At 50.8% G+C, this 25,643-nt stretch carries 27 protein-coding genes and 1 pseudogene; 9 read left to right on the forward strand and 19 right to left on the reverse strand.

Translation table 11 applies throughout. The features are described from left to right. Positions 1-221: cysteine desulfuration protein SufE (locus PJE062_RS12885; protein WP_037036866.1), on the forward strand; the 221-nt coding region annotated here is incomplete at its 5' end. Here PJE062_RS12885 and PJE062_RS12890 read toward each other — a convergent pair. From PJE062_RS12890 to PJE062_RS12935, 10 genes and pseudogenes are all read right to left on the reverse strand, one after another. Further along, the gene (locus PJE062_RS12890; protein WP_008550039.1) at positions 184-918 is read right to left on the reverse strand and encodes a DUF6456 domain-containing protein; all 735 of its coding nucleotides are present in this window, start codon (positions 916-918) and stop codon (positions 184-186) included. The genes PJE062_RS12885 and PJE062_RS12890 overlap by 38 nt on opposite strands. Then, entirely contained in the window at positions 902-1,345 is a 444-nt protein-coding gene (locus tag PJE062_RS12895; RefSeq protein ID WP_014285098.1) for a helix-turn-helix domain-containing protein, read from the reverse strand. Before PJE062_RS12895 ends, PJE062_RS12890 begins: the two co-directional genes overlap by 17 nt. A 456-nt stretch (positions 1,346-1,801) precedes the next feature. Next, positions 1,802-2,218, reverse strand: coding sequence for a MucR family transcriptional regulator (locus PJE062_RS12900; protein ID WP_008549808.1), 417 nt, complete (start codon positions 2,216-2,218; stop codon positions 1,802-1,804). A 463-nt stretch (positions 2,219-2,681) separates the two neighbouring features. Beyond that, positions 2,682-3,042: pseudogene (mnhG, locus tag PJE062_RS12905) on the reverse strand (monovalent cation/H(+) antiporter subunit G). Further along, complete coding sequence (locus tag PJE062_RS12910; protein ID WP_008549505.1) at positions 3,039-3,392, reverse strand: cation:proton antiporter; 354 nt, start codon at positions 3,390-3,392, stop codon at positions 3,039-3,041. The pseudogene mnhG and the gene PJE062_RS12910 overlap by 4 nt, the downstream one beginning before the upstream one ends. After that, on the reverse strand, positions 3,389-3,868 hold the full coding sequence (locus tag PJE062_RS12915) for a Na+/H+ antiporter subunit E (RefSeq protein WP_014285096.1): 480 nt from the start codon (positions 3,866-3,868) through the stop codon (positions 3,389-3,391). The genes PJE062_RS12910 and PJE062_RS12915 overlap by 4 nt, the downstream gene beginning before the upstream one ends. Then, positions 3,865-5,451: a Na+/H+ antiporter subunit D gene (locus PJE062_RS12920; protein ID WP_008549864.1), complete on the reverse strand. Its 1,587-nt coding sequence runs from the start codon at positions 5,449-5,451 to the stop codon at positions 3,865-3,867. The genes PJE062_RS12915 and PJE062_RS12920 overlap by 4 nt, the downstream gene beginning before the upstream one ends. Positions 5,452-5,455: 4 nt before the next feature. Further along, positions 5,456-5,833 carry a Na+/H+ antiporter subunit C gene (locus PJE062_RS12925; protein ID WP_008549842.1) on the reverse strand — a complete coding sequence of 126 codons (378 nt, stop codon included), beginning with the start codon at positions 5,831-5,833 and terminating at the stop codon, positions 5,456-5,458. Further along, entirely contained in the window at positions 5,833-6,249 is a 417-nt protein-coding gene (locus PJE062_RS12930) for a Na+/H+ antiporter subunit B (protein WP_008549641.1), read from the reverse strand. Before PJE062_RS12930 ends, PJE062_RS12925 begins: the two co-directional genes overlap by 1 nt. After that, positions 6,249-8,597 (reverse strand): putative monovalent cation/H+ antiporter subunit A, encoded by a 2,349-nt coding sequence (locus PJE062_RS12935; RefSeq protein ID WP_008549950.1) that lies wholly within the window; start codon positions 8,595-8,597, stop codon positions 6,249-6,251. The genes PJE062_RS12930 and PJE062_RS12935 overlap by 1 nt, the downstream gene beginning before the upstream one ends. Before the next feature lie 258 nt (positions 8,598-8,855). Here PJE062_RS12935 and msrB point away from each other — a divergent pair, with 258 nt between their 5' ends. The 4 genes from msrB to PJE062_RS12955 all read left to right on the forward strand — a co-directional run bounded on the left by msrB (position 8,856) and on the right by PJE062_RS12955 (position 12,674). Further along, positions 8,856-9,263, forward strand: coding sequence for a peptide-methionine (R)-S-oxide reductase MsrB (gene msrB / locus PJE062_RS12940; protein ID WP_014285092.1), 408 nt, complete (start codon positions 8,856-8,858; stop codon positions 9,261-9,263). Positions 9,264-9,560: 297 nt separating this feature from the next. Beyond that, positions 9,561-11,654, forward strand: coding sequence for a S9 family peptidase (locus PJE062_RS12945; RefSeq protein ID WP_008549872.1), 2,094 nt, complete (start codon positions 9,561-9,563; stop codon positions 11,652-11,654). Between the two features lie 172 nt (positions 11,655-11,826). Further along, positions 11,827-12,243 carry a hypothetical protein gene (locus PJE062_RS26745; protein ID WP_208982297.1) on the forward strand — a complete coding sequence of 139 codons (417 nt, stop codon included), beginning with the start codon at positions 11,827-11,829 and terminating at the stop codon, positions 12,241-12,243. A 47-nt stretch (positions 12,244-12,290) separates the two neighbouring features. Then, positions 12,291-12,674, forward strand: a complete 384-nt coding sequence (locus tag PJE062_RS12955; protein ID WP_008549520.1) for a hypothetical protein — start codon at positions 12,291-12,293, stop codon at positions 12,672-12,674. A gap of 1 nt (position 12,675) precedes the next feature. On the opposite strand, the gene PJE062_RS12960 is transcribed toward PJE062_RS12955, so the two are convergent. The 5 genes from PJE062_RS12960 to PJE062_RS12980 all read right to left on the reverse strand — a co-directional run bounded on the left by PJE062_RS12960 (position 12,676) and on the right by PJE062_RS12980 (position 16,507). Continuing rightward, entirely contained in the window at positions 12,676-13,734 is a 1,059-nt protein-coding gene (locus PJE062_RS12960) for a ferredoxin--NADP reductase (protein ID WP_008550016.1), read from the reverse strand. Beyond that, positions 13,731-14,891 (reverse strand): aromatic ring-hydroxylating dioxygenase subunit alpha, encoded by a 1,161-nt coding sequence (locus PJE062_RS12965; RefSeq protein ID WP_008549766.1) that lies wholly within the window; start codon positions 14,889-14,891, stop codon positions 13,731-13,733. The genes PJE062_RS12960 and PJE062_RS12965 overlap by 4 nt, the downstream gene beginning before the upstream one ends. Then, positions 14,878-15,183 (reverse strand): hypothetical protein, encoded by a 306-nt coding sequence (locus PJE062_RS12970; RefSeq protein WP_037036874.1) that lies wholly within the window; start codon positions 15,181-15,183, stop codon positions 14,878-14,880. The genes PJE062_RS12965 and PJE062_RS12970 overlap by 14 nt, the downstream gene beginning before the upstream one ends. After that, positions 15,158-15,766: a TetR/AcrR family transcriptional regulator gene (locus tag PJE062_RS12975; protein ID WP_014285085.1), complete on the reverse strand. Its 609-nt coding sequence runs from the start codon at positions 15,764-15,766 to the stop codon at positions 15,158-15,160. Before PJE062_RS12975 ends, PJE062_RS12970 begins: the two co-directional genes overlap by 26 nt. A gap of 141 nt (positions 15,767-15,907) precedes the next feature. Further along, positions 15,908-16,507 carry a superoxide dismutase gene (locus PJE062_RS12980; RefSeq protein WP_008549597.1) on the reverse strand — a complete coding sequence of 200 codons (600 nt, stop codon included), beginning with the start codon at positions 16,505-16,507 and terminating at the stop codon, positions 15,908-15,910. A 236-nt stretch (positions 16,508-16,743) separates the two neighbouring features. On the opposite strand from PJE062_RS12980, the gene PJE062_RS12985 reads away from it, so the two are divergent. Beyond that, positions 16,744-17,958, forward strand: a complete 1,215-nt coding sequence (locus PJE062_RS12985) for a YbfB/YjiJ family MFS transporter (RefSeq protein WP_008549738.1) — start codon at positions 16,744-16,746, stop codon at positions 17,956-17,958. A 48-nt stretch (positions 17,959-18,006) separates the two neighbouring features. Here PJE062_RS12985 and PJE062_RS12990 read toward each other — a convergent pair whose 3' ends face one another. Next, positions 18,007-18,876 carry a branched-chain amino acid aminotransferase gene (locus PJE062_RS12990; protein ID WP_008549951.1) on the reverse strand — a complete coding sequence of 290 codons (870 nt, stop codon included), beginning with the start codon at positions 18,874-18,876 and terminating at the stop codon, positions 18,007-18,009. A gap of 566 nt (positions 18,877-19,442) precedes the next feature. On the opposite strand from PJE062_RS12990, the gene PJE062_RS13000 reads away from it, so the two are divergent. Both PJE062_RS13000 and PJE062_RS13005 read left to right on the forward strand, forming a co-directional pair. Beyond that, positions 19,443-20,105, forward strand: a complete 663-nt coding sequence (locus PJE062_RS13000; RefSeq protein WP_008549845.1) for a haloacid dehalogenase type II — start codon at positions 19,443-19,445, stop codon at positions 20,103-20,105. Between the two features lie 231 nt (positions 20,106-20,336). Further along, positions 20,337-21,200 carry a DMT family transporter gene (locus tag PJE062_RS13005; protein WP_208982298.1) on the forward strand — a complete coding sequence of 288 codons (864 nt, stop codon included), beginning with the start codon at positions 20,337-20,339 and terminating at the stop codon, positions 21,198-21,200. Positions 21,201-21,233: 33 nt separating this feature from the next. On the opposite strand, the gene PJE062_RS13010 is transcribed toward PJE062_RS13005, so the two are convergent. Both PJE062_RS13010 and PJE062_RS13015 read right to left on the reverse strand, forming a co-directional pair. Beyond that, complete coding sequence (locus PJE062_RS13010; protein WP_008549664.1) at positions 21,234-21,815, reverse strand: TIGR00730 family Rossman fold protein; 582 nt, start codon at positions 21,813-21,815, stop codon at positions 21,234-21,236. 98 nt (positions 21,816-21,913) lie between these two features. Then, positions 21,914-23,302 (reverse strand): dipeptidase, encoded by a 1,389-nt coding sequence (locus tag PJE062_RS13015; protein WP_008549997.1) that lies wholly within the window; start codon positions 23,300-23,302, stop codon positions 21,914-21,916. A gap of 380 nt (positions 23,303-23,682) precedes the next feature. On the opposite strand from PJE062_RS13015, the gene PJE062_RS13020 reads away from it, so the two are divergent. Then, a complete protein-coding gene (locus PJE062_RS13020) occupies positions 23,683-24,072 on the forward strand; it encodes a hypothetical protein (RefSeq protein WP_008549768.1) in 390 nt (129 codons plus the stop codon). A gap of 122 nt (positions 24,073-24,194) precedes the next feature. Here the strand turns inward: PJE062_RS13020 and PJE062_RS26905 are convergent, their stop codons facing one another. Next, the gene (locus PJE062_RS26905; RefSeq protein WP_008549561.1) at positions 24,195-24,896 is read right to left on the reverse strand and encodes a LuxR C-terminal-related transcriptional regulator; all 702 of its coding nucleotides are present in this window, start codon (positions 24,894-24,896) and stop codon (positions 24,195-24,197) included. Positions 24,897-25,643 lie beyond the last annotated feature (747 nt).

The following is a 25,643-nucleotide window of genomic DNA, read 5'->3' on the forward strand; positions in this document are numbered from 1 at the left end:
ACAAAGGCGATAGCGATGCGCATATCGTGCGTGGTTTGGTTGCCATCGTTCTTGCGCAGTACTCTGGTGTACCCGCAAAAGAGATCCTTGAGACCGACATTGAGAATGTCTTCAGCAAAATCGGCCTCAAAGAGCATCTTACACCACAGCGCTCAAATGGCCTGAGCTCAATGGTCCAGCGCATCAAGGATGATGCGTCTGCTGCACTTGCTCTGAACTAAGAGCTGTCCAATTTACAATTTGTGAGGTTTCAGGACCGACCGCGCGTTGGCGTGAGGAGCCATAGTGCTTAGATAGTCGATCCAGTGCTAATCCCAGTACCACCTTTGCTGTGCGCTGTGGCCATTGCCGTTCGCTTTCGACGTGCTTGAGGGCTTTGAGAAAACAACAAACATCCATGAGAATGCCTGACAGCTCTGGCCCTACCGCAGCCAGTGCTTTCTGGACACGTTCTCTGGCGTCATAAACACTGTCGCTGACGTCATCGACTTTGCAGGCTGATTTGGGCGCTCGTTCGCTTCGCCAATTGGACTTAACTGTTCCCCAGTACTGAGCATAAGTGAAATCTTCTCTCAGCCGCTCACCAGCCTCATATTGCAGTTCTGTGATGTAGGCCCTCCCCGCTTTGTCCCTTCGGCTTTTAAGCCAGGCGAGAGGGCTATCAGCACATACTGCTTGCACAGGAGCAGGTTGCGTCTCGAGCCCACCATTGCTGAGAGTCTTTTTGAGCCATTGCTTCCCGTGTTTGGTTAGCCTTGGCCCGTCTTCGTGATTGATTACAAGTTTCAGGGCGATTGCATGATTTAGCGTTTTTCTGGCAACGGCCGCCTTTAGGGAACTTCTATTTGGCCCAGAGAGTCGTCTGCATAGGTTGATCAGCTCTTTCTCAGGGATTTCAGTTTCAGGCTGTGAAGACATCAGACGGGCCTCCAGCGTTTATGGCCGGGTGCATGCGAGCACTGGCAACAGATGCAGAGAGCTGCCCTTCAATTTCAGAGAGAACAGCGTCGAATCTGGGATCTTCACGCAAATCTTCAACAACCTTGCAGGCGTGGGCTGCTGTTGTTCTGTCCCGGCCAAAGGCTGCTGCTGCCTGAGACAACGTCATGCCCATACAGACATGGAGGATGTACATGGAGACTTGCCGAGCTCTTGCTGCTTTTGCATAACCACGAGATGCGGAATGGAGTTCTTCGGGCTTTAATCCAAATGCGAGCGCGACGCGTCCTGTTGCCATCCAGTCCACCGCTGACAAAGGTTTGTTCAGCAGGGCGGAATGAACCGGAGATCCCAAACGCGGACTTCTGGACATTTCGTCTTTCTCCCCCTCAGAAATTCTTGGCATTTAATTACTCCAATGAACTGATTGGTTATCGTCAAAGAACAATTGATTGTTGCCCTAGCGATACTCGGGGGGGATAAGATTGAGACTGAGCGCCCTCAAAACATAAATTTTTCTAAACAACTGGTAAAATCAGGTGGGTTCAGCGTGCTGCCTGGGCACAGCAATCGTGCTGCCTAAAACCTTATCAAATTATATTTTTGAATTAACTCTTGAGACTTGCAGGTATTTTGAAATCACAACTGTGGCAAGCGCAGTAAAATTAGAACTTAAGCTCTAGTGTTCGATGAGCCAAATTTACCTTTACGGAAAGCAGCGTTCACCAACCTAGGGCGATATACACAATGCACGCACCCTTAGGGGAATTCATCGATAACGGGAGCATAAAAAATGAAGGAAGGGGAATAAAAAAAACCAGCCCCGAATGAGGCTGGTTTTCGTTCAGGATATATCCCGAAATTACTTAGCGCGTTTACGCTGCTGGCCGAGACCCATTTTCTTAGCAAGCTCAGAACGAGCTGCTGCGTAATGAGGAGCAACCATTGGGTAGTCAGAAGGAAGACCCCATTTCTCACGATATTCCTCAGGGGTCATATCGTAGTGAGTGCGCAGGTGGCGCTTCAGGGACTTAAACTTCTTACCATCTTCAAGGCAGATGATGTAGTCGTTCGTGACAGACTTCTTAACCGGCACAGCTGGCTTCAGTGGCTCTGGCTCTGGCTCAGAAAGATCACCGCTGGTTTTCTGCAGAGCGACGTAAACGTCGTTGATCAGCACAGGCAAATCAGCGGAGGCCACAGTGTTATTACCAACATAGGCTGACACGATATCAGCAGTCAGTTCCATCAAATTGTTATCTGCAGGGATCTCGCTCATCTCAAACCTGTCATCTTGTGGATCTAAATTTCATACGTGTGCTTGTTTACTACTGAACCAATACTTCGACCCGAAGATCAAAGATAAGATCCATACTTACCACAGCCGAAATTCGACTCTAAACAAGCAAAAACCATAGGGGGCTGTTATAGAGACAGGAAATAAGGATAACAAGTTAAATCCGGTCAAAAAAATCAGATTTACTATGGTTTTTTGTGCATTGTGATTTAGAAGGACCTTACAGACTTCTAACAAACTTGAGAAATTATAGAAGTGAGCTAGATAAACTGCGGGCTCTAATGTACAGACAGAAGAATGTGACTGTACTGTGTAATCGGCTTTTAGAAAGGCGAAGCAGTTGAAACTTCAACTCCTAGTTTTTCGCCTTCCTAATGGTCATTGTCGATTATATTGTATCTTTGCTCAGCACTAAAACGCAAAAAGCTTGGCTGAGGCTGACACATTATTGCGGAGCATCTGGCTCTGCTGTTTTCTTCGTCACACTCAGTTCATCAATTGTGGTCTCTTTACACGGCTTATAGCCAACCACATAAGCTGCGCGTGCGATGAGTGTGCAGACACTGGTGCGGTGAGCAGAAGAAGCAGACAGTTGCCACAGCGCGCATGAAGTCATCCCATTGCTGAGAGTATAACCCCAGCGCCAGGACCATCAGACCAGAGCCAAGCGTACCAGCCTTAGACGCTGCGTGCATGCGCGTATAGACATCCGGCAAACGGTTTATGCCAAGGGCCGCACCTGCAGCAAAGATTGCACCAATGATCAACATGATCCCTGTCAGGATGGAGATAACTGCTGACATCATTCCTGCTCCTCCAGTCTTTCAGAATCTTTGATCTCTTGCATAATGATGAAGTCCTTGGCTTGTCCACGGTTCAGAATGAAGCGCGCGAAAGCGACAGTTGCCAGGAAGCCAACAAGGCCAAGAGCCAATGAGATGTCGATATACAGCGTGTAGGTCGATCCTACGCCTACGGTCGCAATCAGACCGATTGCAACGACGACCAGCAGATCCAGTCCCACGATGCGGTCAGGCAGCGTAGGCCCTTTGATAATGCGATACACGATCAGCAGAAACGTCAGGCCCAGTATAAAGAGTGCGATGCTCACACAGGCGTACAGAAAGTCTGCAGCAAAAGCTTCAAATCCGCTCATCGAAACGCCTCCAGAATCTGACGCTCAAAACCGTTCTTAATGCCATCAATCGTTTCTTCAGGGTCCGGCACATTCAGGCAATGCACAAACAGGACTTTACGATCCTCTGAGACATCAACCGAGAGTGTGCCTGGGGTCAGTGTGACCATGTTTGCCAGCAGAGTAATCTCAAAGTCCTCTGTAACTGACAGCGGTACAGCGATGATACCCGGATGCAGTTTTATCTTAGGGCGGATGACGATCATCAATACCCGCCATGAAGACAGCACAAGTTCCTTGAAGAAACTGCCTGCGAGAATGACGACCTTACCACCGCGCTGGAAGTAATCTCTGAATGCGATCTGCTCCCGGATCAGGAACAAGGCGATGCTAGAGAGCACAAAACCGAAGATCAGGTTGAGCGGTGTAAATGAGCCTGTAACGGCACCCCATGCTGCAGCGAGCAGCAGGTTCATTAGAAAGACCCTGTTGTTCATCGGGAACCTCCAAATACGGAACCGATATAGGCTGTCGGATCAATCAGCGTTTTTGCTCCATAGTCAGCTACAGACATCATGCTTTCCGGAAGTATTCCAATCAGAACAATAAGCGTCGTCAGAAGGATCAACGGTAGCCAGATGCTCCAGGAGATCTCAGAGGCTTCTGCACTGCCTGCGATTGGAAGAGCCTGAATACCGTCCACGGTATGCTCGTTCCCTCCCCGCCAGAAGGCGAAGATCCAGAGGCGACCAACTGCGATTGTGGTGAGCAGGCCGGACACCAGAATACCGGCAGCAACCCAGCCACGATCTGCTTCCAAAGCACCTGCTACGAGCAGCAGTTTTGCCCAGAAGCCTGAGAACGGCGGCAAGCCTGCAACAGCCAGCAGAAGGATCAAACCAATGACGGCTCCCAATGGCGTGCGGACATAGAGCCCGCCGATTTCGCGCAGGGAAAACGTACCACTCATCTGGAACATAAATGCGACCAGAAGATACAGCGCGGTCATGATCAGCACGGAGTGCATGGAATAGAAGATCGCACCAGATACAGCGACTTCGTTGCCAACTGCGATACCAGCCAACATTGCGCCGATACCCGCAATCACGAGGTATGCCATCAAGCGGCGGATATCCGTTTGAGCCAGTGCGCCGAGAGAGCCTGTCAGCATGGTTGCGATTGCGACGAGACCAATCAGGGTAGCAAGCCAATCACGGCCTTCCGGCATCAGAAGCACCATCACTCTGAGCAGTGCATAAACACCGACCTTTGTGAGAAGACCAGCGAAGATCGCTGCCACGACCAGACGCGGCGTGTGGTACGACGCAGGAAGCCAGAAATTGACCGGGAATGCTGCTGCCTTCATTGCGAATGCAAGGAAGTAGAGAGCTGCGAGGCCAAGAACAGGTCCTGAGCCATCAAAGGCCTTCAGCTTGCCAGCAATGTCCGCCATGTTCAGCGTGCCGACCAGACCATACAGCAAGCCAGTTGAGGCAAGGAACAATGTGGTGGCGATCAGGTTCAGGACGGCATATTTAACAGCACCATCGATCTGGACTTTCTCATTGCCTAGGATCTGCATACCGAAGGATGAGATCAGCAGCACTTCAAACCAGACGTAGAGGTTGAAGATATCACCTGTCAGGAATGAGCCGGTGACACCACACAGAAGCATCATCAAAAACGGATAGAAACCGTATCGGCGTTCACTCTCTGCAATGGAGTTCATCGCAAAAACAGCAACACACAGCGTTGCGATAGACGCCGTCAGAGCAAGCAGTGCTCCGAGTGGATCAGCTGTGAATGCGATACCGAATGGTGGCAGCCAGCTGCCCATGACCATGGTGACAACACCATTGTTGAGGACGTGGGTCAGCAGGCCAATGTTCGAGAGGATAACGAGCGAAATGATCGAGATCGCGATCCATGGTTGGGTCTGAGGTTTCTTGCGGAAGATGATAGAGATCGCACCGCCTGCCATTGTCAGCAGGACTGGCGCAACCAGAAGCCAATCTGCAAGCGGCACCGCCTCGGTAACCATCGCCGCTGTAATATCAACTGTAGTTTTCGTTGCAGCCATCTACTTAGTACCCCAGCGGCGGTTCATTGTGTTCTTTTGGTTCCGCGACGCGCATTTCCAGCAGATCATCTGTTCCAAGTTCCTGATAGGCCCGATACCCGAGGACCAGAAAGAACGCGAGGAAAGAGAAGGAAATCACGATCGCAGTGAGCACCAATGCCTGAGGCAATGGGTTCGCTGTTGCTTCTACGGGGAGATAGCTATGGACCGGGATGATTGGCGGCACATCTCGTGTCAGTCGACCTGCAGTGAAGATCAAGAGGTTCACTGCATTACCGAGAATAGCGATACCCAGCAGGATTCTGACCAGCTTGCGAGAGAGCAGCAGATAGATTGAGCCTGCGAAGAGTACGCCTACAAGTACAGCAAAAAGCGTTTCCATTAGTCTGCCCTTTCTTCCAGAGAAAGAGCGATAGAGGAGATCGCTCCTACAACAACCAGATACACGCCAATATCAAAGAATAGCGGTGTCGACAGATCGATCACCGTGCCTAGGAATGGCAGTGCCAACCACTGACTGGTCATGGCTGGCTGACCGAAGAAGATGCTCGGCAGCACAGACAGGACTGCCAGAAACAGGCCGGATGCTGCAATGGACATTGGATGGAACTTCATTGCGCGGCGCACAGCCGATACGCCACAAGCGATGCCGTATATGGCGAATGCGGAAACTGCGATAAGGCCGCCAATAAAACCACCGCCGGGCTCATTATGACCCCGCAGCAGCACAAAGACGGAGAACAACAGCATCAGTGCTGAAAGGTACGGAGCGACCGTTCTGAATATAAGCGTATTCATTAGCGATTTTTCTCCGTATTCGAGTTTCCATTTGATTTAGGACGAACTCTGATAAGTGCAAGCACCGCAAGGCCAGTTACCATCACAACAGAGATTTCACCGATGGTATCAAAACCACGGAAATCAACGAGGATGACGTTCACGATGTTGCGGCCATGCGCAATCGTGCGGCTGTACTGGGTGAAGAACTCAGAGAGTGTCGGATCAAATGGCAGCTGAACAATGGACATGAGCAACATGCTGATGCCAGCGCCACAAAGCACAGCTATGCTGATGTCAAAGGCCTTGCCACGGGACGAGCGGGCATCCGTTGGCTTGAGGTTCAGTCGTGTCATGACCAGAGCAAGGATGACCACAGACAGCGTTTCAACCATGAACTGGGTGAAGGACAGGTCTGGCGCTCCAAACAGCAGATAGATCAACGCAACCGCAAATCCCTGAATACCAAGCAGGACGATCGCAGTTACCCGATAGCGTGCGGTCAACACTGCATAGACACCAATGACGGCTATGGCTGCGATGAACCACTCATAAACGTGGAGACTTCCCAAGCCTTCCAGCTTTGGCCAATTGCCTGTGAGGATCATTGGCACAAACAGCATCAACGCGATCACAGTAAACGTGGCCCGCATGTAGGTGACCATGCTGCCAGTCTGAACCATTTGTGTCAGCGTCGTCGCGAAGCGGATGATCGCTTCCAGAACTTGATCAAAGCCTTTGTCTGGTCCCCATCCGATTGTGCGCAGAACATCAGCAACGATGACACGGAGACGATCCATGTACATGAAGATGATGATGCCCAGACCGATAGTTGCTACAGACAAGTACAGCGCAGGAGACAGGTAGGTTGGGAACAGATGCAGTTCTTTATCAAACGGCTGGCCAAGGATTGCTGAGGTCATCGGCGACAAGAGCTGATGCCCTACAGAAGCTACAAAGGCACCCGCCACTAAGCCCAAAACAGCCAGTGTGATTGAACCGGCAATCAGCAAAACTGTCCCTTCATGAGCAGCTTTTGGCGTTTTCAACTTAGCGCCGAAGAACGGTTTGATGGCAACAGTTGCGGCCAATGCAAACATCATGGCGTTGCCCAGTACAGCGAAGGCTGTCCATAATCCGCCGTTGGTGGTGTACCAGGTGCCGTCGTAGAGGACTTCCTTAGCAACAAAGCCGATAAGTGGAGGCAGACCAGCCATAGAAAGAGCCGATAGAACTGCGGCAGTGCCTGTGATCGGCATCGCGGAGAACAGTCCCCCCACTCTGTGCAGGTCTCGCGTGCCAGATTCATGGTCCACCGTACCGACGACCATGAAGAGCGAACCTTTGAAGAGAGAGTGCGCAAACAGATAGAGAACCGCACCCTGAATAGCGATCTGATCAGACGTGCCGGTCAGCATCACCAGAAGACCAAGAGATGCAACGGTGGTGTAGGCCAAAACAAGCTTTAGATCTGTCTGGCGAATACCGAGGATGGTACCAACCAGCAATGTGATACCGCCAAAGATTGGCAGAACTGTCATCCAAAGCTCGGTTCCTCCCAGAACCGGATGCATGCGCATAAGCAGGTAAACGCCAGCTTTCACCATGGTCGCGGAGTGCAAGTACGCGGAAACAGGTGTTGGCGCTTCCATTGCGTTTGGAAGCCAGAAATGGAACGGGAATTGAGCGGATTTCGTGAAGGCACCGAGTACGACCAGAATAAAGATCGCGGTGTAATATGGGCTCTCACGTAGCACATCACCTGAGTTGAGCAGCTCACTCATCTCGAAGCTACCGCCTTGATAGCCTGCAAGAATAAGACCTGCCATCAGGGCAAGACCACCGCCGCCAGTCACAACAAGCGCCTGCACGGCAGAGCGGCGCGAGGCACGGCGCAGATGGTCAAAGCCAATCAGCAGGAACGACGTGATGGACGTCAGCTCCCAATAGACGAACAGCGTGATGACATTATCGGCCACGACAACGCCAAGCATAGCGCCCATAAACAGGAACAAATAGGACAGGAACTGCCCGAGATTTTCATGCCCTTTCAGGTAACCACCAGCGTATAACGTAATGAATGTGCCGATCCCGGAGATCAGAAGCGCAAAAACGACTGACAGGCCATCCAGATAAATCGAGAAGTTTACGTTAAAGGTGGGAACCCATTCCAAGCTTGCCTTGTAGGTTTGCCCCTCAGCAAGACCCGGCACGAATGAGAGAAACTGTAAGAAAGCCAATGCAGGAATTATAGCCAGAAGCCATGATGCATTGTGTTTCAGAGTCTTTGCCAGAATGGGACTAAGCGCAGCGGCAACAAACGGGCCTAATAACGCCCAGAACGTTGCCTCGACACCGAATAAAGGCATGTAGCACTCCGTGAATTATTTTCGTGGTTGAACCTATAAGACCGAGTCGAATTTGCCAAACACGCTCCCCCGACCACTCCAAAGACATAATCTGCCCACCCATGCGGGGCAAGTTCATCACATTCTAGTTTTGTCAGGTTTCAATAAACTCTAACCTCACCTATTTGTAACTTGCCTTTTAGACATCTGCTGTTTGTTTATGTCTTGGTAAACTTAACATGGCCCTACCATTGAGCCCGTTGAATAAGGATTTCTATCATGTTTAACAAAAAATCACCTAAGGACATGACCGAGGCGGAATGGCGGGAAAAACTGACTCCGGAACAGTTTCGAATCTTACGCGAAAAAGGAACTGAACGCGCATTTACCGGTCCTTATTGGAACACCTTTGAAACCGGCACTTACAGCTGTTCTGCATGTGGGTCTAAGTTATTCAAATCAGACACAAAATTTGATGCAGGCTGCGGCTGGCCAAGCTTCTTCGAAGCGGTCGCTCCAGACGTTGTAACCGAGCATAAAGACACGACTTTGGGCATGGTGCGTACGGAGATCTGCTGTGCAAGTTGTGGAGGACACCTTGGACACGTTTTCCCAGATGGCCCGCCACCTACAGGACTTCGCTACTGCATGAATGGTACTTCGATGACATTCACACCTGACGAGTAGTTTTGATAAAATCTAAGATAGGTGTTGTCGCGGAGCGAAAGAGCGACGTTTTGAAGCTGTGGAAGAACAACTGAATTTACACTGAAACAATATTATCAGCTCCACATCGATAGACATATGAGCATGAAAATAATCGGTGTAAAAAGCTTCGCCTTCAAATTTATACCTTCGATACGGCACATATCTTCTGATGGATAAGTTTTAATCGGGAACTGGCTTTATGTCAGTTCTCACTTAAAATGCAGAGCCAACAGAGCTTAGGTCTCAAAATCATTTGCGAAAACTCAGTCAGGTATAATGAATAAACCAGTTCCACCACGCGCTCAGATGCGCACTCACGAAACCAGCCATCACGGTTTTACCCGCAACGAGCCTTATGCCTGGCTGCGCGCAGACAACTGGCAAGAGGTTATGCGCGATCCTGAGGTACTTGATTCAGAGATCCGCGCGTATCTGGAAGCCGAGAACGCTTATACCACAAGCGAAATGGCAGATACTGAAGAGCTACAAAAAGCTCTGTTTGCAGAAATGAAGGGACGCATCAAGGAAGACGACAGCTCGGTTCCCTCCCCTGATGGCGAGTATGCCTATGCCACCAAGTTTGTTGAAGGCGGGCAGCATCCCAAGTTCGTCCGCAGCAAGCGAGATGGCAGCGACCCTATCGTGCTGGTTGATGGAGACCTTGAAGCAGACGGAAAAGCCTACTTCAAGTTTGGCGGCGCGTCTCACAGCGACGACCACAAATACCTAGCCTGGGCTTATGACGATAAAGGCTCTGAGTACTACACCCTCAAGATCCGCGATACCGCAACTGGCGAAGATCTGGAAGACACCATTCCGGATACTGGTGCCGGAGGTGTCTGGTCCAAAGACGGTCAGTATCTGTTTTATGTTGAGGTAGATGCAAACCATCGCCCATCCAAACTCTTCCGCCACAAGCTTGGCACACCACGCACCGAGGATGCGCTGGTTTATGAAGAGAAGGATACGAGCTTCTTCGTTGGGCTTGGCCGAACCCAGTCTAGCCGCTTCATCTGCATTGGTTCAGGAGATCATGAGACCACCGAGGTCTGGCTGATCCCGGCTGATGATCCTTTGGCAAAGCCTACGCTGGTGGCTGAGCGTGAGACCGGCGTTGAATATTCCGTTGAAGACAATGGTGATCGTCTGTTGATCCTCACCAACGCTGGTGAGGCGGAAGATTTCAAGATCGTGAGCGTGCCGCTCGTGGCGCAGTTGGCAATGCCGGGTAAATCACATTGGGTGGATCTAATCGCGCATAAGCCGGGCCGTCTGATCCTGTCTCATGACGTTTACAAGGACTACATGGTCTGGCTGGAACGTGTTGACGGCTTGCCGCGCATTGTGGTGCATCGCTTCATCGACGGCATTTCTCATGTGATCGAGTTTGATGAGGAAGCTTACAGCCTTGGTATGGCAAGCGGGTTTGAGTACGATACCAGCACCATTCGCTTCACCTACTCTTCCATGACCACACCAAGCGAGGTTTATGATTATGACCTTGCAACACGTGATCGCGTTCTGCGCAAACGTCAGGAAGTGCCTTCTGGCCATGATGCTTCTGAATACATCACCCGCCGGCTGATGGCTCCGTCCCATGATGGAACACTGGTTCCGGTGTCCCTGCTGTATAAGCGATCCACCGTTCTGGATGGTAGTGCACCTTGCCTGCTTTACGGGTACGGCTCCTACGGCATATCCATTCCGGCCAGCTTCTCTACCAATACACTATCTCTGGTAGATCGCGGCTTTGTTTATGCCATCGCTCACATCCGGGGTGGCAAGGACAAGGGCTATGCCTGGTACAAGAATGGTCGCCGTGAGTTCAAGAAGAACACCTTCTATGATTTCATAGCCTCCGCCAAGTTCCTTGCCAGTGAAGGCTTCACATCACATGATCGGATTGTTGCTCATGGTGGCTCTGCTGGCGGTATGCTGATGGGGGCCTGTGCGAACATGGCACCAGAAGCATTTGCTGCGATGATCGCTGAAGTGCCGTTCGTAGATGTGCTCACAACCATGCTGGACGATACTTTGCCATTGACCCCGATTGAGTGGCCGGAATGGGGTGACCCTATCCGCGACAAGAGCGCTTATGGTTACATTGCTTCCTACTCACCAATCGATAACGTGGACGCAAAGGACTATCCAGCCATCTTTGCTCTTGGTGGCCTGACTGACCCACGCGTGACCTATTGGGAGCCTGCCAAATGGGTCGCGACTTTGCGCGAGAAAAAGACCAACGACAACCTCACCATGCTACGCACAAACATGGACGCTGGCCACGGCGGTGCTTCCGGTCGATTTGATCGCCTGAAAGAGGTCGCACTGGTTTATGCTTTTGCCTTGAAACAGACCGGCAAAGCTTAAGAACGATAAGTCTTACAGCAAAAAAGGCGCCTCACTTCGGGGCGCCTTTTTTCTATTCAATAACGCTGCAAGTTTACCTTAACCTTGTTCTCAGTTCGAAAAGCTCTGTTAGGAATGCCGGAACCAAGAAAGAGCTAGAATTTGCAGGTCTAATGAGGAGTGAAAGCTCCTCTTGGCGCTCAATGTTAAAGACATAAACAACAATAAAAGTCTGGAACATCCTGTGCGTGCCGTTCTTGTCATTCTACTCTTGTTCGCCTTCCCACCTGCGCAAGCATCCGCTCAGGTCAACAACAAGCTGTATCCTTTCAATCATTTAATCCCGAATGATCTGCGGTCGGCGCCGCGGATTTATGGGTCGCAGTATGATTGTCGGATACGGGTGAAGGAGGATGGGGCTGAGAATGTTTATCAGGCGTTTGTGACAGGGTACTTCAGCGATCCGAGCCGGAACATTTCCAGCGTGGCGTGTTTCAGGACCATGGAGAAGTGTCAGGCTTATCTGAATTTTATGCGTGGCTATTTGGAGCTCACGCGCAGTGCCAGTTGCCAGCATGGTTATTACAAAGGACTTTTCGGCTGGTTTTAAAACAACATTGACAGAAGAGGCCGTTAAGGCCCGAAAGCGTTGAGTACATGAAGACGATTGCCCCCCTCGCCTGCTTTGCTGCGGCGTCTCTCTTTCTTGTGAGTTGCAGTCAACCACCCAGCACCAACTATCTGGAACGCCAGCTTATTCCTCGCACTGGACCTATCATGCCACGCGTGAGAGGCACGCAATATGATTGCTCCATAGCCACTGCTGAGCATGGCGCTGCCAATGTTTGGCAGGCGAATGTGGGTGGGCGTGTCTTAAGTGATAACCAGCCTTACAACGTTTCGACAGAGGCTTGCTTTACAACTCAAAGTGAGTGCGAAGCTTTCCTCTATCTGATGAATGGGGTTCTGGACCAGATCATCACTTCTCGCTGCCAGATGGGTTACGAGAAAAGCTTCTTTGATAAGCTTTTCGGCTCCTGATCTATCTGAAACTGACAAATAACTCCGGCGTTGTTGCATATGACTGACAGGTCAGGATTGCGCCTTTGGCGACCTCTGCGTCTTCCAATGCCATTCTGGCCTGCATATGTACGGCCCCACTCTTGATCTGTGCCTTACATGCGCCGCAGATGCCGGACTGGCAGGAGTATGGTGGTTCCAAACCTGCTGCGCGAACTGCGTTCATTATGGACTGACCTTCCGCCACTTCCAGCTCAATGGCCTCTCCGTAATAATCGAGCTTGAGCAGTGCCGGAACGCTGCTAACATCAACTGGAGCGCCTGTATCACTACCAAAGCTCTCTGCGTGGATTCGATCAGCCGGAACGTCACAATTATGGAGAGCACCACGGACGTCGTTGTTCATAGAACCCGGACCGCAAATGAAATATTGGGCATCCTGAGCAATCGGGCGACATTCAGACAGGTACTCCAGAATGACATCCTTGGAGATCCGGCCAGATTTCCAGGGTGAGAACATGGACCACATGGATGGTTTTGAGAGAATATGCCTGACTTCAAGCTGAGCTGGGTAGCGTTCAGCCAACTGCTCCAGATGATCCTTAAAGATGATGTCGTCAGCAGAGCGGTTTGCGTAGAGCAAGTACAATTTTGAACGAGGCTCATTTTCCAATACAGCTTCAATCATTGCCATCGCAGGTGTGATACCGCTGCCTCCGGCAAAGAAGTAGAGCGTGCGCTGATGGTCTGAACGCGGCTCAAGCATAAAGCCTCCGAACGGTGGCATCACATTAAGCTGCTGACCTGCCTTTACCGCAGTGCATAGGTACTTAGAGACAATGCCATCAGGATTTAGTTTCACTGTAATTTGCAATGCCCTGCGGTTGCCTTGTGCTGCTGAGATCGTGAAAGGGCGGCGTAGTTTCTCGCCGTTTGCTTCCAGCTCGATGGTGATGTGCTGACCAGGTTGCCAATGAAACTCATCTCTCAGCTCAATCGGCACATCAAACCTGATGGTTTTCGCCTGTTTGGTTTCCGAGATAACCTCAGAAACCCTTAGTGGATAGACAACATTTCTCACTGATCGCTCTCCATCCACTTCGCGACCACGGACTGATGGTCTCTCACCGGCTTCTCGCCGTGCTTAGAGGACGGGCCATGCTCAAAGTATGGGCTTTGCAATGATTTTTGCTGTTGTTCGCAAGCGTAGATATCTTCCAGCATGAAATCTCCGGAGGACATTGGATCTACATTTGGATCACCGTTGTACTTGGCACTTAGATGCTTATCCCAGAACGATGCTGAGGCCATGGCCGCCTTCGTGAAAGCCCAGGTTGACTCATTTGCGACACGCGTGCGGATCTCGACGATGGATCTGTCTGGAGCTACTGGTGTGATGTGGAATGTAGACCAAGAGTTCTCAGATTCACCCAGCCCAATGCCGGGAAACAGCATTGGCACCCAAGCGCCCACCCTGTCTTTCGGGATACCCGGGATGAGTGGCATCGGGGTTACCTTTTCCACCTCAGCTGCATAGAAGTCAGCCAGTGGCTCCCAGAAAGCAAAGTGTGGACCGATGAACTCGCATTCGATCTTGGAATGATCGTACATATTGAGCGTGTGAGAATGAAGGTGAGCCAGATGATAGCCGTCGATATAATTCTCGACGATGATCTTCCAGTTGGCCTTGATCTCGTGTTTTGAGTAGCCCTCCTCAGTCTCGATTAGTCCTGCAGGATCATAAGGCGCAAGGTATGGCTCCACGTCACCAAACCAGTTGACGATGGACGGTGCGTTTTCATCTGGATGGACCCAGAGCATGCCGCGCCAGATATCGACCGAAGCTTTCTTCAGGCCGTTGCACGACAGATCAATTCCTGGGAACTCTTTTTCCTGCTCCGGCACTGAGATCAGGTTGCCTTCGAGGTCGTAAGTCCAATCGTGGTAAGGACAGGTGATCGCCTTTTGCGTTTTCCCCTCAGCCCTCAAAAGCTGCGTGCCTCTGTGGCGGCAGATGTTGTGAAACGCGCGCAGGCGGTGGTCTCTACCCATCACGATGAAGATATTGTTCAGGCCTGCCTGAACTGAAATGTATTGACCCGGCTCTGTGATATCTTCCTGAAACCCAGCAAGTGCCCAGGTTTTTGAGAAGATCAGTGCTTGCTCACGGTCAAACCATTCCTGAGAGGTGTATGCCTCCTTCGGGAGGACTGGCATACCGTTGCTATGAGTAGACATGGGGAACGCCTCCTAGCATCATTATTAGATCTGCGAAGATGAGGTAGAGCGATAGCGTCGCCCACAGGATGATGATGATCCAGAACAGGAACGGATGGTCATCACGTGCGAGGGCCTCGACGACATAAACTGAGTTGGTCCGCCACGCTCTAAACGTCCAGAGAAGGAAAAGCGCACCCCAGACCCATTGCCAGCCGTAGTAAAGTGAGGCGGCAATCAGGATCAGAGCGAAAATGGTTCGCCACTTGCTGTAGCTGATTATCGTTCTAAGTAGCTCTTTGAGTACTTGCATTCGTTTCCAAGGACCTCAGAAGCAGCAATGCTGCATTTTTTGCATATCGCCTCCACTCATGTGGCGGCTTTAACGGGGCCAAGGAATCAACGTTGAAGTAGATCGCCACGATGCCATGGGCAACGGTTTCGGCGGCTTCAGTTTCTACTTCAGGAAAGTCTCGTTTAATTGCCTCGACTATAACTGCTGTAAAGTCGCCCACCCATTTCAGGAGAGCCTCTGATTCCGCCGGAAACCTGTCCGCAGCTGCCACGATGGATTGGAACACCATCATCTCAGCAGGATCAGAATAGCCATGATCATCAAACAGATGATCAACAGCGGCGTAGGAGCCACGTTTTTCAGGTAGTGCTTTGGCGAACATGGTTGTCACTTCGGCAAAGCCTGCAAGAACATGGGTTACAACAGCGTTTATTATCTCTTCCCGATTACCCGCATGGTGGCGGATAAGCGGTCGTTTCAGTCCTGTTTCTTCAGCAATGCGTTCCAGCGTCACGCCTTCCAAACCATATTGAGCAACGCATTTTGCTGCTGCTTGTACGATCTCATTAAGTCTGGCGGATTGAACACTCGGACGCGGCATGGGTATGTGCTTTCACTCAACGGACGTAAATAGAGATAGGCAACAATCAATAAACTGTCAATAGTGACAATTTAAAAAATCGAAGCAGTCGAAACAAAAAAGGCGGCACAAGGCCGCCTTAATTATAATCTGTCTGTGGGATTAAACAGCTGCAGAGTACAGCTCTTCCACGTATTCCCAGTTGATCAGGTTATCAACGAACGCTTCCAGGTACTTAGGACGCGCGTTGCGGTAATCGATGTAGTAGGAGTGTTCCCATACGTCGCAGCCAAGAATTGGGGTTGCGCCGTGTACGATTGGGTTTTCGCCGTTAGGGGTTTTCATCACTACGAGCTTGCCGTCTTTAACTGCAAGCCATGCCCAACCGGAACCGAACTGGGTTACACCAGCGTTGATGAAGTCAGCGCGGAACTTGTCGAAACCACCGAGATCTTCGTCAACTTTCTTTGCCAGAACGCCTGGGAGAGAAGAACCGCCACCATTAGGCTTCATCCACTTCCAGAAGTGAAGGTGGTTGAGGTGCTGACCAGCGTTGTTGAACAGACCAGCATTGGTGCCGTAGCTTTCTTTAACGATCTCTTCGAGGCTTTTACCTTCAAGACCTGAACCTTCGAGCAACTTGTTGCCGTTGGTTACGTAAGCCATATGGTGTTTGTCGTGGTGGAACTCGAGAGTTTCAGCAGACATGTAAGGGGCCAGAGCGTCGTATGCATATGGCAGGTCTTCAAGAGCAAAAGACATGGTATACCTCCATGGGAAAGGAAACTTTAGGCGCAGTGCTTTTCAGTTTTACAACCAACCAGCGCTGCAACTCATGGTGCAAAATAGTGATGTTTTTGCGTATGAGCAACGGGTGAAGAGCATAATTTGCAAATATTTTTCTTGTTTTTTTGTAAGTAGAACTTCTAAGTTGAGAATTGCAGGAGCTTTTTCGCCTTATAAATGGCTGTTTTCTGCGGGTTATAAGGAATCAATTTGTGACAGATACCTCCGAAAAACTCATGAAAGCATCCACCAGTCCTGAAAAAGACCAGTTTGCGTTCCTTTCAGCGGTGGGCGGCTGCCTTGCCATGGCGGCCGTCATGGGCATCGGACGATTTGTTTATACGCCAGTGCTCCCGTTTATGTTGCAGGACGGCACTTTGAACGAGGTGAATGCGGGGTTCGTAGCGTCCTCCAATTATCTCGGTTACTTGCTTGGCGCTTTGATGGCCGCACGCGCTCCCCTGCCCGGTGGTCCCTACCGGATCTTCATGGTGGCGTTGATCACCAGCACTGTTGTCACGTTCCTTATGGCGTTCAGCCTTGGTGTGTACTGGTTTGTTGTGATCCGCTTTCTGGCGGGTCTGGCAAGTGCCTATGCGTTTGTTCTGGTCGCGAATATTGTTATGCAGCGTCTTGCTGAGAAACACAGTCTGCATCTCTTCCCGATCCATTTCACCGGCGTCGGGATTGGCATTGCAGGCTCTTCGCTCATGATTGAGTGGCTTGGAACGAACTTAGAGACATCCTCTCAGCTTTGGATTGCCAGTGGGGTTTTAAGTCTGGTTCTTTCGCTCTGCATTCCCTTTCTGCTGCCGCCTCGCAAAGAGGTGCCACCACAAGCTTCGATGCAGTCCGTTCAAACTAAAAGAAAAACCAAACCGTTAAACTTGAGCGCTTGGCGGCTGATCTTTGCATATGGCTGTTTCGGTTTCGGTTATGTCATCACGGCAACGTTCCTTGGGGCATTGGCCAGCCTGACGCCGGAGCTTGCTCCCATGAAATCACTTGGTTGGCTGCTGGTTGGTCTGGCAATCATCCCATCCGTCTTCTTTTGGGAAAAGCTGGGTGTGCGCATCGGCTATGGTAGAGCAATTGCGGTTGCGTGTACGCTGGAGGCCGTTGGGGTGGCTCTCAGTGTGTTGATGCCTACGATCGCTGGTCTTTCCGCTGCTGCAATTCTGCTGGGGGGGACTTTTGTCGGGATTACATCCATTGGATTGGTCGAGGCACGCCGGATTGCCAGTTCTAACCCACGCCAGATTGTTGGCTTGATGACAGCTGCTTTTGGTCTTGGGCAAATGTTCGGACCAAGTTTCGCAGGCTACCTTTACGAGCTGAACGGCGATTTCATGCTCGCCTCTCTCGTTGCAGCTGGTGCTCTTATCCTCGCAGCGCTGCTGACCATAAAACACTTTACACCCGCATAAAAAAGGGAGGCGATTGCCTCCCTTCAAAACGTGCTTTTTGGCTCTGGTTTAAGCTGGCACTTTAGCGTGTGCGAACTCCCAGTAAAGCTCTCTGGCTTTTGCAGCTACTGGACCGTGATCCATGGTGCGATCATCCAGTTTATGGACTGGAACGACTTTACCGTAGTTGCCGGTCGAGAAGATCTCATCCGCCTCATAGAAGTCTTTATAGGTCAGCGTGGTTTCATGGACATTGTAGCCCGCACTGCTGAGCAGCTTGATGATACGCTGACGAGTAATGCCATTCAGGAAGGTGCCATTCCAGTAAGGAGTGAGCACTTCACCATCCTTGGCCATGAAGATGTTCGCAGAGGTCAGCTCAGCAACATTGCCGAGGGCATCCAGCATGATCGCATTATCAAAACCGCGAGATTTTGCCTCACGAGATGCGCGAGCGTTGTTTGGATAGAGACAGCCTGCTTTTGCATTGACTGGCATGGACTCCATTGTTGGCCGACGGAATGGAGACAATGTCAGGCTGTTTGACGCGCCTTTTGGTGGCATCGGAGCTTCGAACAGACACATGCAAAAACGGGTGGATTCTGGGTCGCCATCAATGATGCCCGGACCGTCGTTTTCAGCCCAATACATTGGGCGGATGTAAACAGCTTCATCGGCTTCAAACTTCTTCATGCCCTCTGTCGCGAGCTCAACCATCTCTTCAAAGCGCATGGTTGGCTTCATGCCGAGGTTTACAGCAGAACGGTTCAAGCGGGCGCAGTGCAAATCAAGGTCAGGCATGACGCCTTCAAAACCACGAGCTCCATCAAATACGTTTGAGCCCAACCAAAAAGAATGCGTACGAGGACCGATCAGTGGCGGATTTCCCTCGTACCATTTGCCTTCAACCCATGTACGAGTCTTCGACATTTCGGCCATAATAAATCTCTCCTCAAAAGTCGGCTTATGAGCCAAACAGGCCCCGCCCTATTATCTTTTGTCAGTCGACCTGAGAATTCAAATGGGGTCAACCATACTCTCGACAAAGAAGATAAAGCACCTGAGCGCAGACATCATGCCCAATACGGAAGCCCTAAGAGTTATCGTGGGCGGCAAAATTAAGCTTGAAACGCAACTAAATGTCGTTGCAACCAGATATCAGGCAAGAATACGCAATTACATTGCGAGCCGGGACGAGCTTGTATTTTGCGGGCGTGAGGCCTCTTCATTGTTCTTTTGCACAGTTTTAACGCATTAACGTTTCAAGGACTTTTGAGATTGCCGCAACCTTCCTCAGAGCTGGCTAAAGATTCTGGAATTGTTTTGTGCGTGAACATGGGTTTTGAGAGTGAAATGTTGTTTTCAGGAGACAATTGTTAAATTTATGCACCCAAAGCATAGGGAACACGTATTTCCCATGCCTTGACGAAACCTCATCACATCGCTTTCTTAGGGGTATTGGAATTTGCCAATCTTGACGCTTGGTGTGGAGCCGGAGAGCAGAGATGAGCCACTCAGTTTATGTTTTTGATGCCTATGGAACCCTTTTTGACGTGCATGCCGCCGCCAGAAAGCATATGGGTGCCGTGGGGCCTGAAGGCAAAAAACTCTCATCCATCTGGCGTGAGAAGCAACTGGAATATTCCTGGGTACGCTCTTTAATGGGGCAGTACGTTGATTTCTGGGAGTTGACTATTCAGGCATTGGACACTGCATTTGCGCTGGTTCCTGAAGCCAACAAAGGTGCTCGCGACGAGCTTCTGGCTGCTTACTGGGAGTTGGATTGCTATCCGGAAGTTCCACAGTTGCTGAAGGATCTGCGTGAGCGCGGTTCCAAGCTGGCGATCCTTTCCAACGCACCTATGAAGATGATGGACGGTGCGCTTAAGAATGCAGGCATTACGGATTGTTTTGACGAAGTTTTCTCTGTTGATCCGGTACAGACCTACAAGCCACATCCTGACGTTTATGATCTGGTGACAACGCATTTCCGTTTGTATCCAGAAGCGATCTCCTTCCAGTCCAGCAACCGGTGGGATATTGCCGGTGCCACAAAGTATGGCATGCGCACAGTCTGGATCAATCGCTCGCAGATGCCCGATGAGTATGCCGACCTTTCTCCGTCTGCAGTTCTGAAAGATCTGAGCGGGCTGCCTGCTCTGGGGTAAACCTTGAGTGCAACTGACTTCAGGCTGGCATAATCAAACATGTAGTGCGGTTTTCTGTGGCCATCTGAACTCAAACACTGTTGATCTGGCAAATAAACTTGCTCTTAGCTGCCTCAGGTTTCATATTTGTGGCGGCTTTAAGGCCAGCAGTTTTGAAAGAGCAGAAGCAGTCGACGTTACTTACACTTCATGTTTCATGGATTTAAAAGTGAAGGCACTGGCCACAGAATTGTGAGCCTGATTGCTTTGGGTCTGGGCGCGGTTTGCTTTGGTAGCATTCCCTACTTTGCCAAGATCGGCTTTGCTGCTGGCATTTCTCCCGGTGCTGCTGTTCTCCTGCGCTACATCCTTCCTGCCGTTTTGCTGGCTCCATATCTGCCTCAAGCGCTCAAATCTGGCCCAAGCAGCCGGCAGTATGTGCTTTTTGGGATGATCATGGGACTGGGAGCATGGAGCTACTTTTATGCTCTGAGCGTTCTGCCGATCTATCTCGCAGCCAGCCTGTTCTTCTCCTACCCTGCTCTGCTCGTGATCTTGCGGGCTATTGGAGGAGCAAAACTGCGTGGCAGTGACAAACTGACACTCGGATTGGTGTTTGGCGCTCTGCTGATCATCATTGCCTCGACACCTTTGCCTGACGTGGATTTTGTTGCAGTAGCAATCGGTTTGGTTGGGCCGCTGTGTTATGGCGGCTTGCAACTGGTTAGTCGCAAAACTCCGAGTTATTTGCCATCCCTTTCCATCGCCGCCTGCATCTTTGCTGGGGCTGTTGTGACAGCAGTTCCATTTGCACTGGTGGAGTTGAAGCTTTGGCAGAGCGTGAGCACTGCTCCGAGCACATTGCCGATTTTGGGATTGGCATTGATTGCGGGTTTGTTGCCGCAGCTTTTGCTTGCCTATGGAAGCTCAGATCGTTCTGGTCGCAAGACAGCCTACACCACTGGCTTTATCGAGTTCGGCCTCGCCATTTTGACCGGCTACTTGCTGTTTTCAGAGCCATTGGGCATCGGACAAGCCGTCGGCTTTGCCTTCTTGCTGGGTGCTCTTTATCTGACCAACGAACCTTCACGTTTACCAAGATACTTGCAGGACTAACGCTCGAAGATCAGCCCTGCACTTACGGTGCTTTTAGGTCTCAGCACGGGTGATCCACTTGTGACCAATTGGAGCCTGATAGTTTTCAATCTGGTCCAGAAGCTGCGTTGGATTGTCGCCGACCAGAAGCATGTCGCGGTGGGTCTTCTTCATGAATGCTTCTTCCTCCATGAAGTCCAAGAATGCCAACATGCGACCATAAAAACCGTTTGCGTTGTATAAACCGCATGGCTTGTTGTGGTAGCCCAACTGGCCCCATGTCCAGACCTCAAAAAGCTCTTCCATGGTGCCAATGCCGCCTGGCAGCGCGACGAACGCGTCTGACAGATCTGCCATCATCGCCTTACGCTCATGCATGGAGCCGACGACATGAAGGTCTGTCAGGGATCTGTGCGCCAGTTCTTTTGCGGCCAGCGCTTCTGGCAGAACGCCAACCACTTCTCCGCCCGCCTCCAGCGCTGCGTTTGCAACAACGCCCATCAAGCCAACTTCCGCACCACCATAGACCAAACGGTTGCCACGCTTAGCGATTTCGGTACCCAGCAGGCGCGCTGCTGCTTCATATTCCGGGCGTTTCCCGATTGATGATCCGCAAAATACGCAGATAGATGCCATTTCAATTCTCCAGTCGGCCGAGCCCAAAACACATATTCAATTATGAGGTATCAGCCCCGAACAGAGGATGTCCGGGACTGAAGATGGTCAAAAGCAGATTACTTGGCCAGCTCTTCCAGAACGCGCGCCCAGGAACGGATGCCTTTGTGGAAGCTCTTCAGCTCATATTTCTCATTTGGTGAGTGGATTTGATCTTCGTCCAGACCAAAACCGATGAGCAGGCTGTCCATGTCCAAAGTGCGCTTGAAGCTGCCCACGATTGGGATGGAACCACCACAGCCAACCAGTGCTGCTGGCTTGTCCCATTCAGCTGACAAAGCCGCACGGCCTTTTGCCAGAGCAGGTGCGTCAAAATCCATGCGCAGAGCACGATCACCGCCGTGTGGGTGCAGTTCCAGCTCAAAGTCTGCTGGTGTTTTGGACTTCAGATAAGAACGGAATGCATCTCTGATTTTTTCAGGATCCTGATCACCAACAAGACGGAAGGACACTTTTGCGTGCGCTTCAGCTGGGATAACGGTTTTGAAGCCAGCGCCGGTGTAACCGCCCCAAAGGCCGTTTACTTCGCAGGTTGGACGCGCCCAGATCTGTTCCAAACCAGAGCGATCTTTTTCGCCGCCCAGATCCTTCAGACCGATACCACCGAGGAACTCCTCAGTTGAGAAGCCGAGATTCTGCCACATCTCTTTGACGTCTTCCGGCAGTTCCGGAACATCATCATAAAAGCCTGGTAGGGTGATGCCGCCGTTTTCATCACGGAGGCCAGCAATCATGTCAGACAGCACATGAAGCGGGTTGCGTGCAGCACCGCCGTACATGCCGGAGTGTAGGTCTTTACTTGGACCTTTAAGGGTGATTTCTTCGCCAACCAGACCGCGCAGCATAACGGAGATCGCTGGTGTGTCCTTGTCCCACATGGAGGTGTCACATACGAGGGCGAGATCTTTTGACAGCTCTTCTTTGTTTGCATCCAGGAATGGCTGCAAAGACGGGGAGCCGCTTTCTTCCTCACCTTCCAGCAAAACGGAGATGTTGATAGGAACATCGCCGGTTTCTTCAACCCAGGCACGAACAGCTTCCACAAAGGTCATCAGCTGACCTTTGTCATCGTTAGCACCACGAGCAACGATCATTTTGGAGCCATCTTTGCGGGTCACAATCTGCGGATCAAACGGATCAGCGTTCCAAAGCTCAATCGGATCAACCGGCTGCACATCATAGTGGCCATAGAACAAAACGTGTGGTCCCGGCTTGCCATCTGCTACGCGGTGACCGACGACCATTGGATGGCCGGTGGTGTCTCTGACCTCAGAAGGAATGCCAATTGCAGTCAGCTCACGTGCCATCCACTCGGCTGCTTCGCGGCAGTCACCCTTATATTCAGGATCGGTAGAAATGCTCTTGATGCGCAGGAGTTCAAACAACCGATCGAGACTTTGATCCAAATTTTGATCAATACGATCAAGGACTTTGTCGAGATTCGACATGATTCATTCCTTTGTAGTGCAGGCTCGTGTTTATCACCTGTAGGATGGGATAGTACGCAGATCACTGCGTAGATATGAGGCTGTAAGAAGCTCTAACATAGTTTCCAAAGTCAAAGCTATGGCTTTGCCCTAGTAACCACTTGTAATTCGGCAGACTGTTTAAACAGGTCGGTTAAACTCTTTTAAGGTGCGTGGGCGATACTTTGAAGAACGAAGGCACGCAAGAGGCCAAGCAACGCAGAATCTTTTTGGAAACACACGGGATTAGGCCCGGATTTCGAACTTATGAAATCACCCAATGCGAATGAGCCTGTTCCGTTGTCCCTAACATTGGACCCAATCGTCACTATATTAGATTTATTGGGGGACTGGAGATCACGATGCATATACTTGTTGATCGCATTACCGAAAAAACCGGGTTGGATCCCGAAAAGGTAGAACCTGCTGTAGGGATCATGCTGAACTTCATTGCAAAGAACAGCACCAGAGAAGAAGTCGAGACCTTACTGGAAGCTTTTCCAGCTGCGGAAGGTTTTCTGGCCATCGACGAAGCCACCGAAAACAAAGGTCTCTTTGGCGGTCTGGCCAGTAAGATGAATGCCAGTGTTGGTGTGCTTGCTGCCTTGAACGAAATGACCAGCCTTGGGCTCACTGTTGAGGATATTCAAAAAGTCGCGAAAGAGACTGTTGAGTATACTCGCGAAAAAGCAGGACCGGAGTTCACGGATGAAATCGTAGCCCGTGTGCCGGGGCTTGCTGAAATCACCTAGCAAAGTGGTAACCGATGCTATTGGATCAAGATTTTGGGTGCTCGATAGCTGAGTGCCTAAAACGCAAAGAAGCAGGCCCATCGGAAATGAGCCTGCTTTTCTTATGCCTGCGATAAGCTTTGTCAGATTTTGATCTGACCGTACCGCAACGCTTCAACCACCGTGTGGGTTTTGTTGGATGCGTTGAGCTTGGCGCTTGCGTTCTGCAAGTGCGCGTGAACTGTTCTCTGGGAAATCTCCAGAAGCTCTGCGATTTCGTGCGCTGTCTTGCCCAGCGCTGTCAGTTCCAGAACACGACGCTCGCGGGCTGATAAATCACCCGGTCTTTGGTCTGAAATTACACCTAGCTCAAACAGACGGCGGAAAGCTGCGGAGCAGACGATTTCCAATGATGCCAGATCATATGGTTCAGCGGCGATCTGATGCCCAGCGCCGACCACCATTGCCTGGAATGGATGAAGCGCATCTACCGGTATCACCATGACCCGGGCACCCTCGCCTATTGCGGCGAAAAGCTCTGAGTTACCGGTATCTGTGCCGGAAACTGACCAGACAACCGGACGGTTGCCGGACAGGCCGAGCATAAGAGCACTATCGCCAGCGCTCAGGGTTGTCCGCTCAACACCGCCATTTCTCTCATCCGGCCAACGGAACCTATGAACCAAACTGTCAATTGTTCGGTTTGGCATAGGAAGACCTGTGATGAGGATATGGGATGCACCCAATCGTCTTAGATAGGACTCCACAATGTCCAGAACGGGTTTCGCTGCCCGTGCTTCTGAAATCGCTTTTACCTTTGCTTCGATATCTGAAGTATCGTTCATTTGCCCTGCCTTCCCGTTTCTATCCGCGCAGCACTCGCTCTTGTGTCGCCGGATTGAAGACGCACTTGCCCACCTGACATACCAGAGGCATGCCAACTCACTTTCGCAAACCCATTGTTTGCGCAGGTAAATTCGAAAACTCTCAGTCTTGAATGGCGGCTCAGCGCAGGAGGGCGACTTTACGGAGCATGGCCTTGGCCAGTTCTCTCGTATTGAGTAGTTGTTCGCACGCCTGTTAAACGCTGTCTTTGTTCGTCACGGGCAATTCTTTGAGTTGCCTCGCGCTGACAAGATGTCACCATCTCATGTATGCTTGTATTACTCTCAGACCACTTGTTCTTACAGCAATCTCGGCAATACCGTCATTCTCATTTTCGGAGGTAGATCAACTAACCTCTAAGTATTCAGAGCACCTGTAAATAGTGCCCCCACTGTTGCCCCATAAAACTCACTACTCCAACAGTTTTACCTAGGAGCTAATTGGCAGTAATTCCGAAAAATCTATAGTAAGAGTACGAAACTACTGCTTAGCTCTCGGCAATAGTAACAGCGTTACATGCCCTAGGGTCAATTGCGACAAGTTTAGGATAAATTAAGCTAATGCGAAATCTATCCAGCCTTTGTCACATCAGTAGTTCTGCAATTTACGCAGTGTTTGGGCCAGTTGTTTTCCAATCTCGTCCTAACGCATAGCTTGAAACCATCAAAGGTTCCTTCGTATAAAGTTACCAGAAGGACATGGGATAG

This window comes from Pseudovibrio sp. JE062 (genome assembly GCF_000156235.1).
Lineage (GTDB): Bacteria > Pseudomonadota > Alphaproteobacteria > Rhizobiales > Stappiaceae > Pseudovibrio.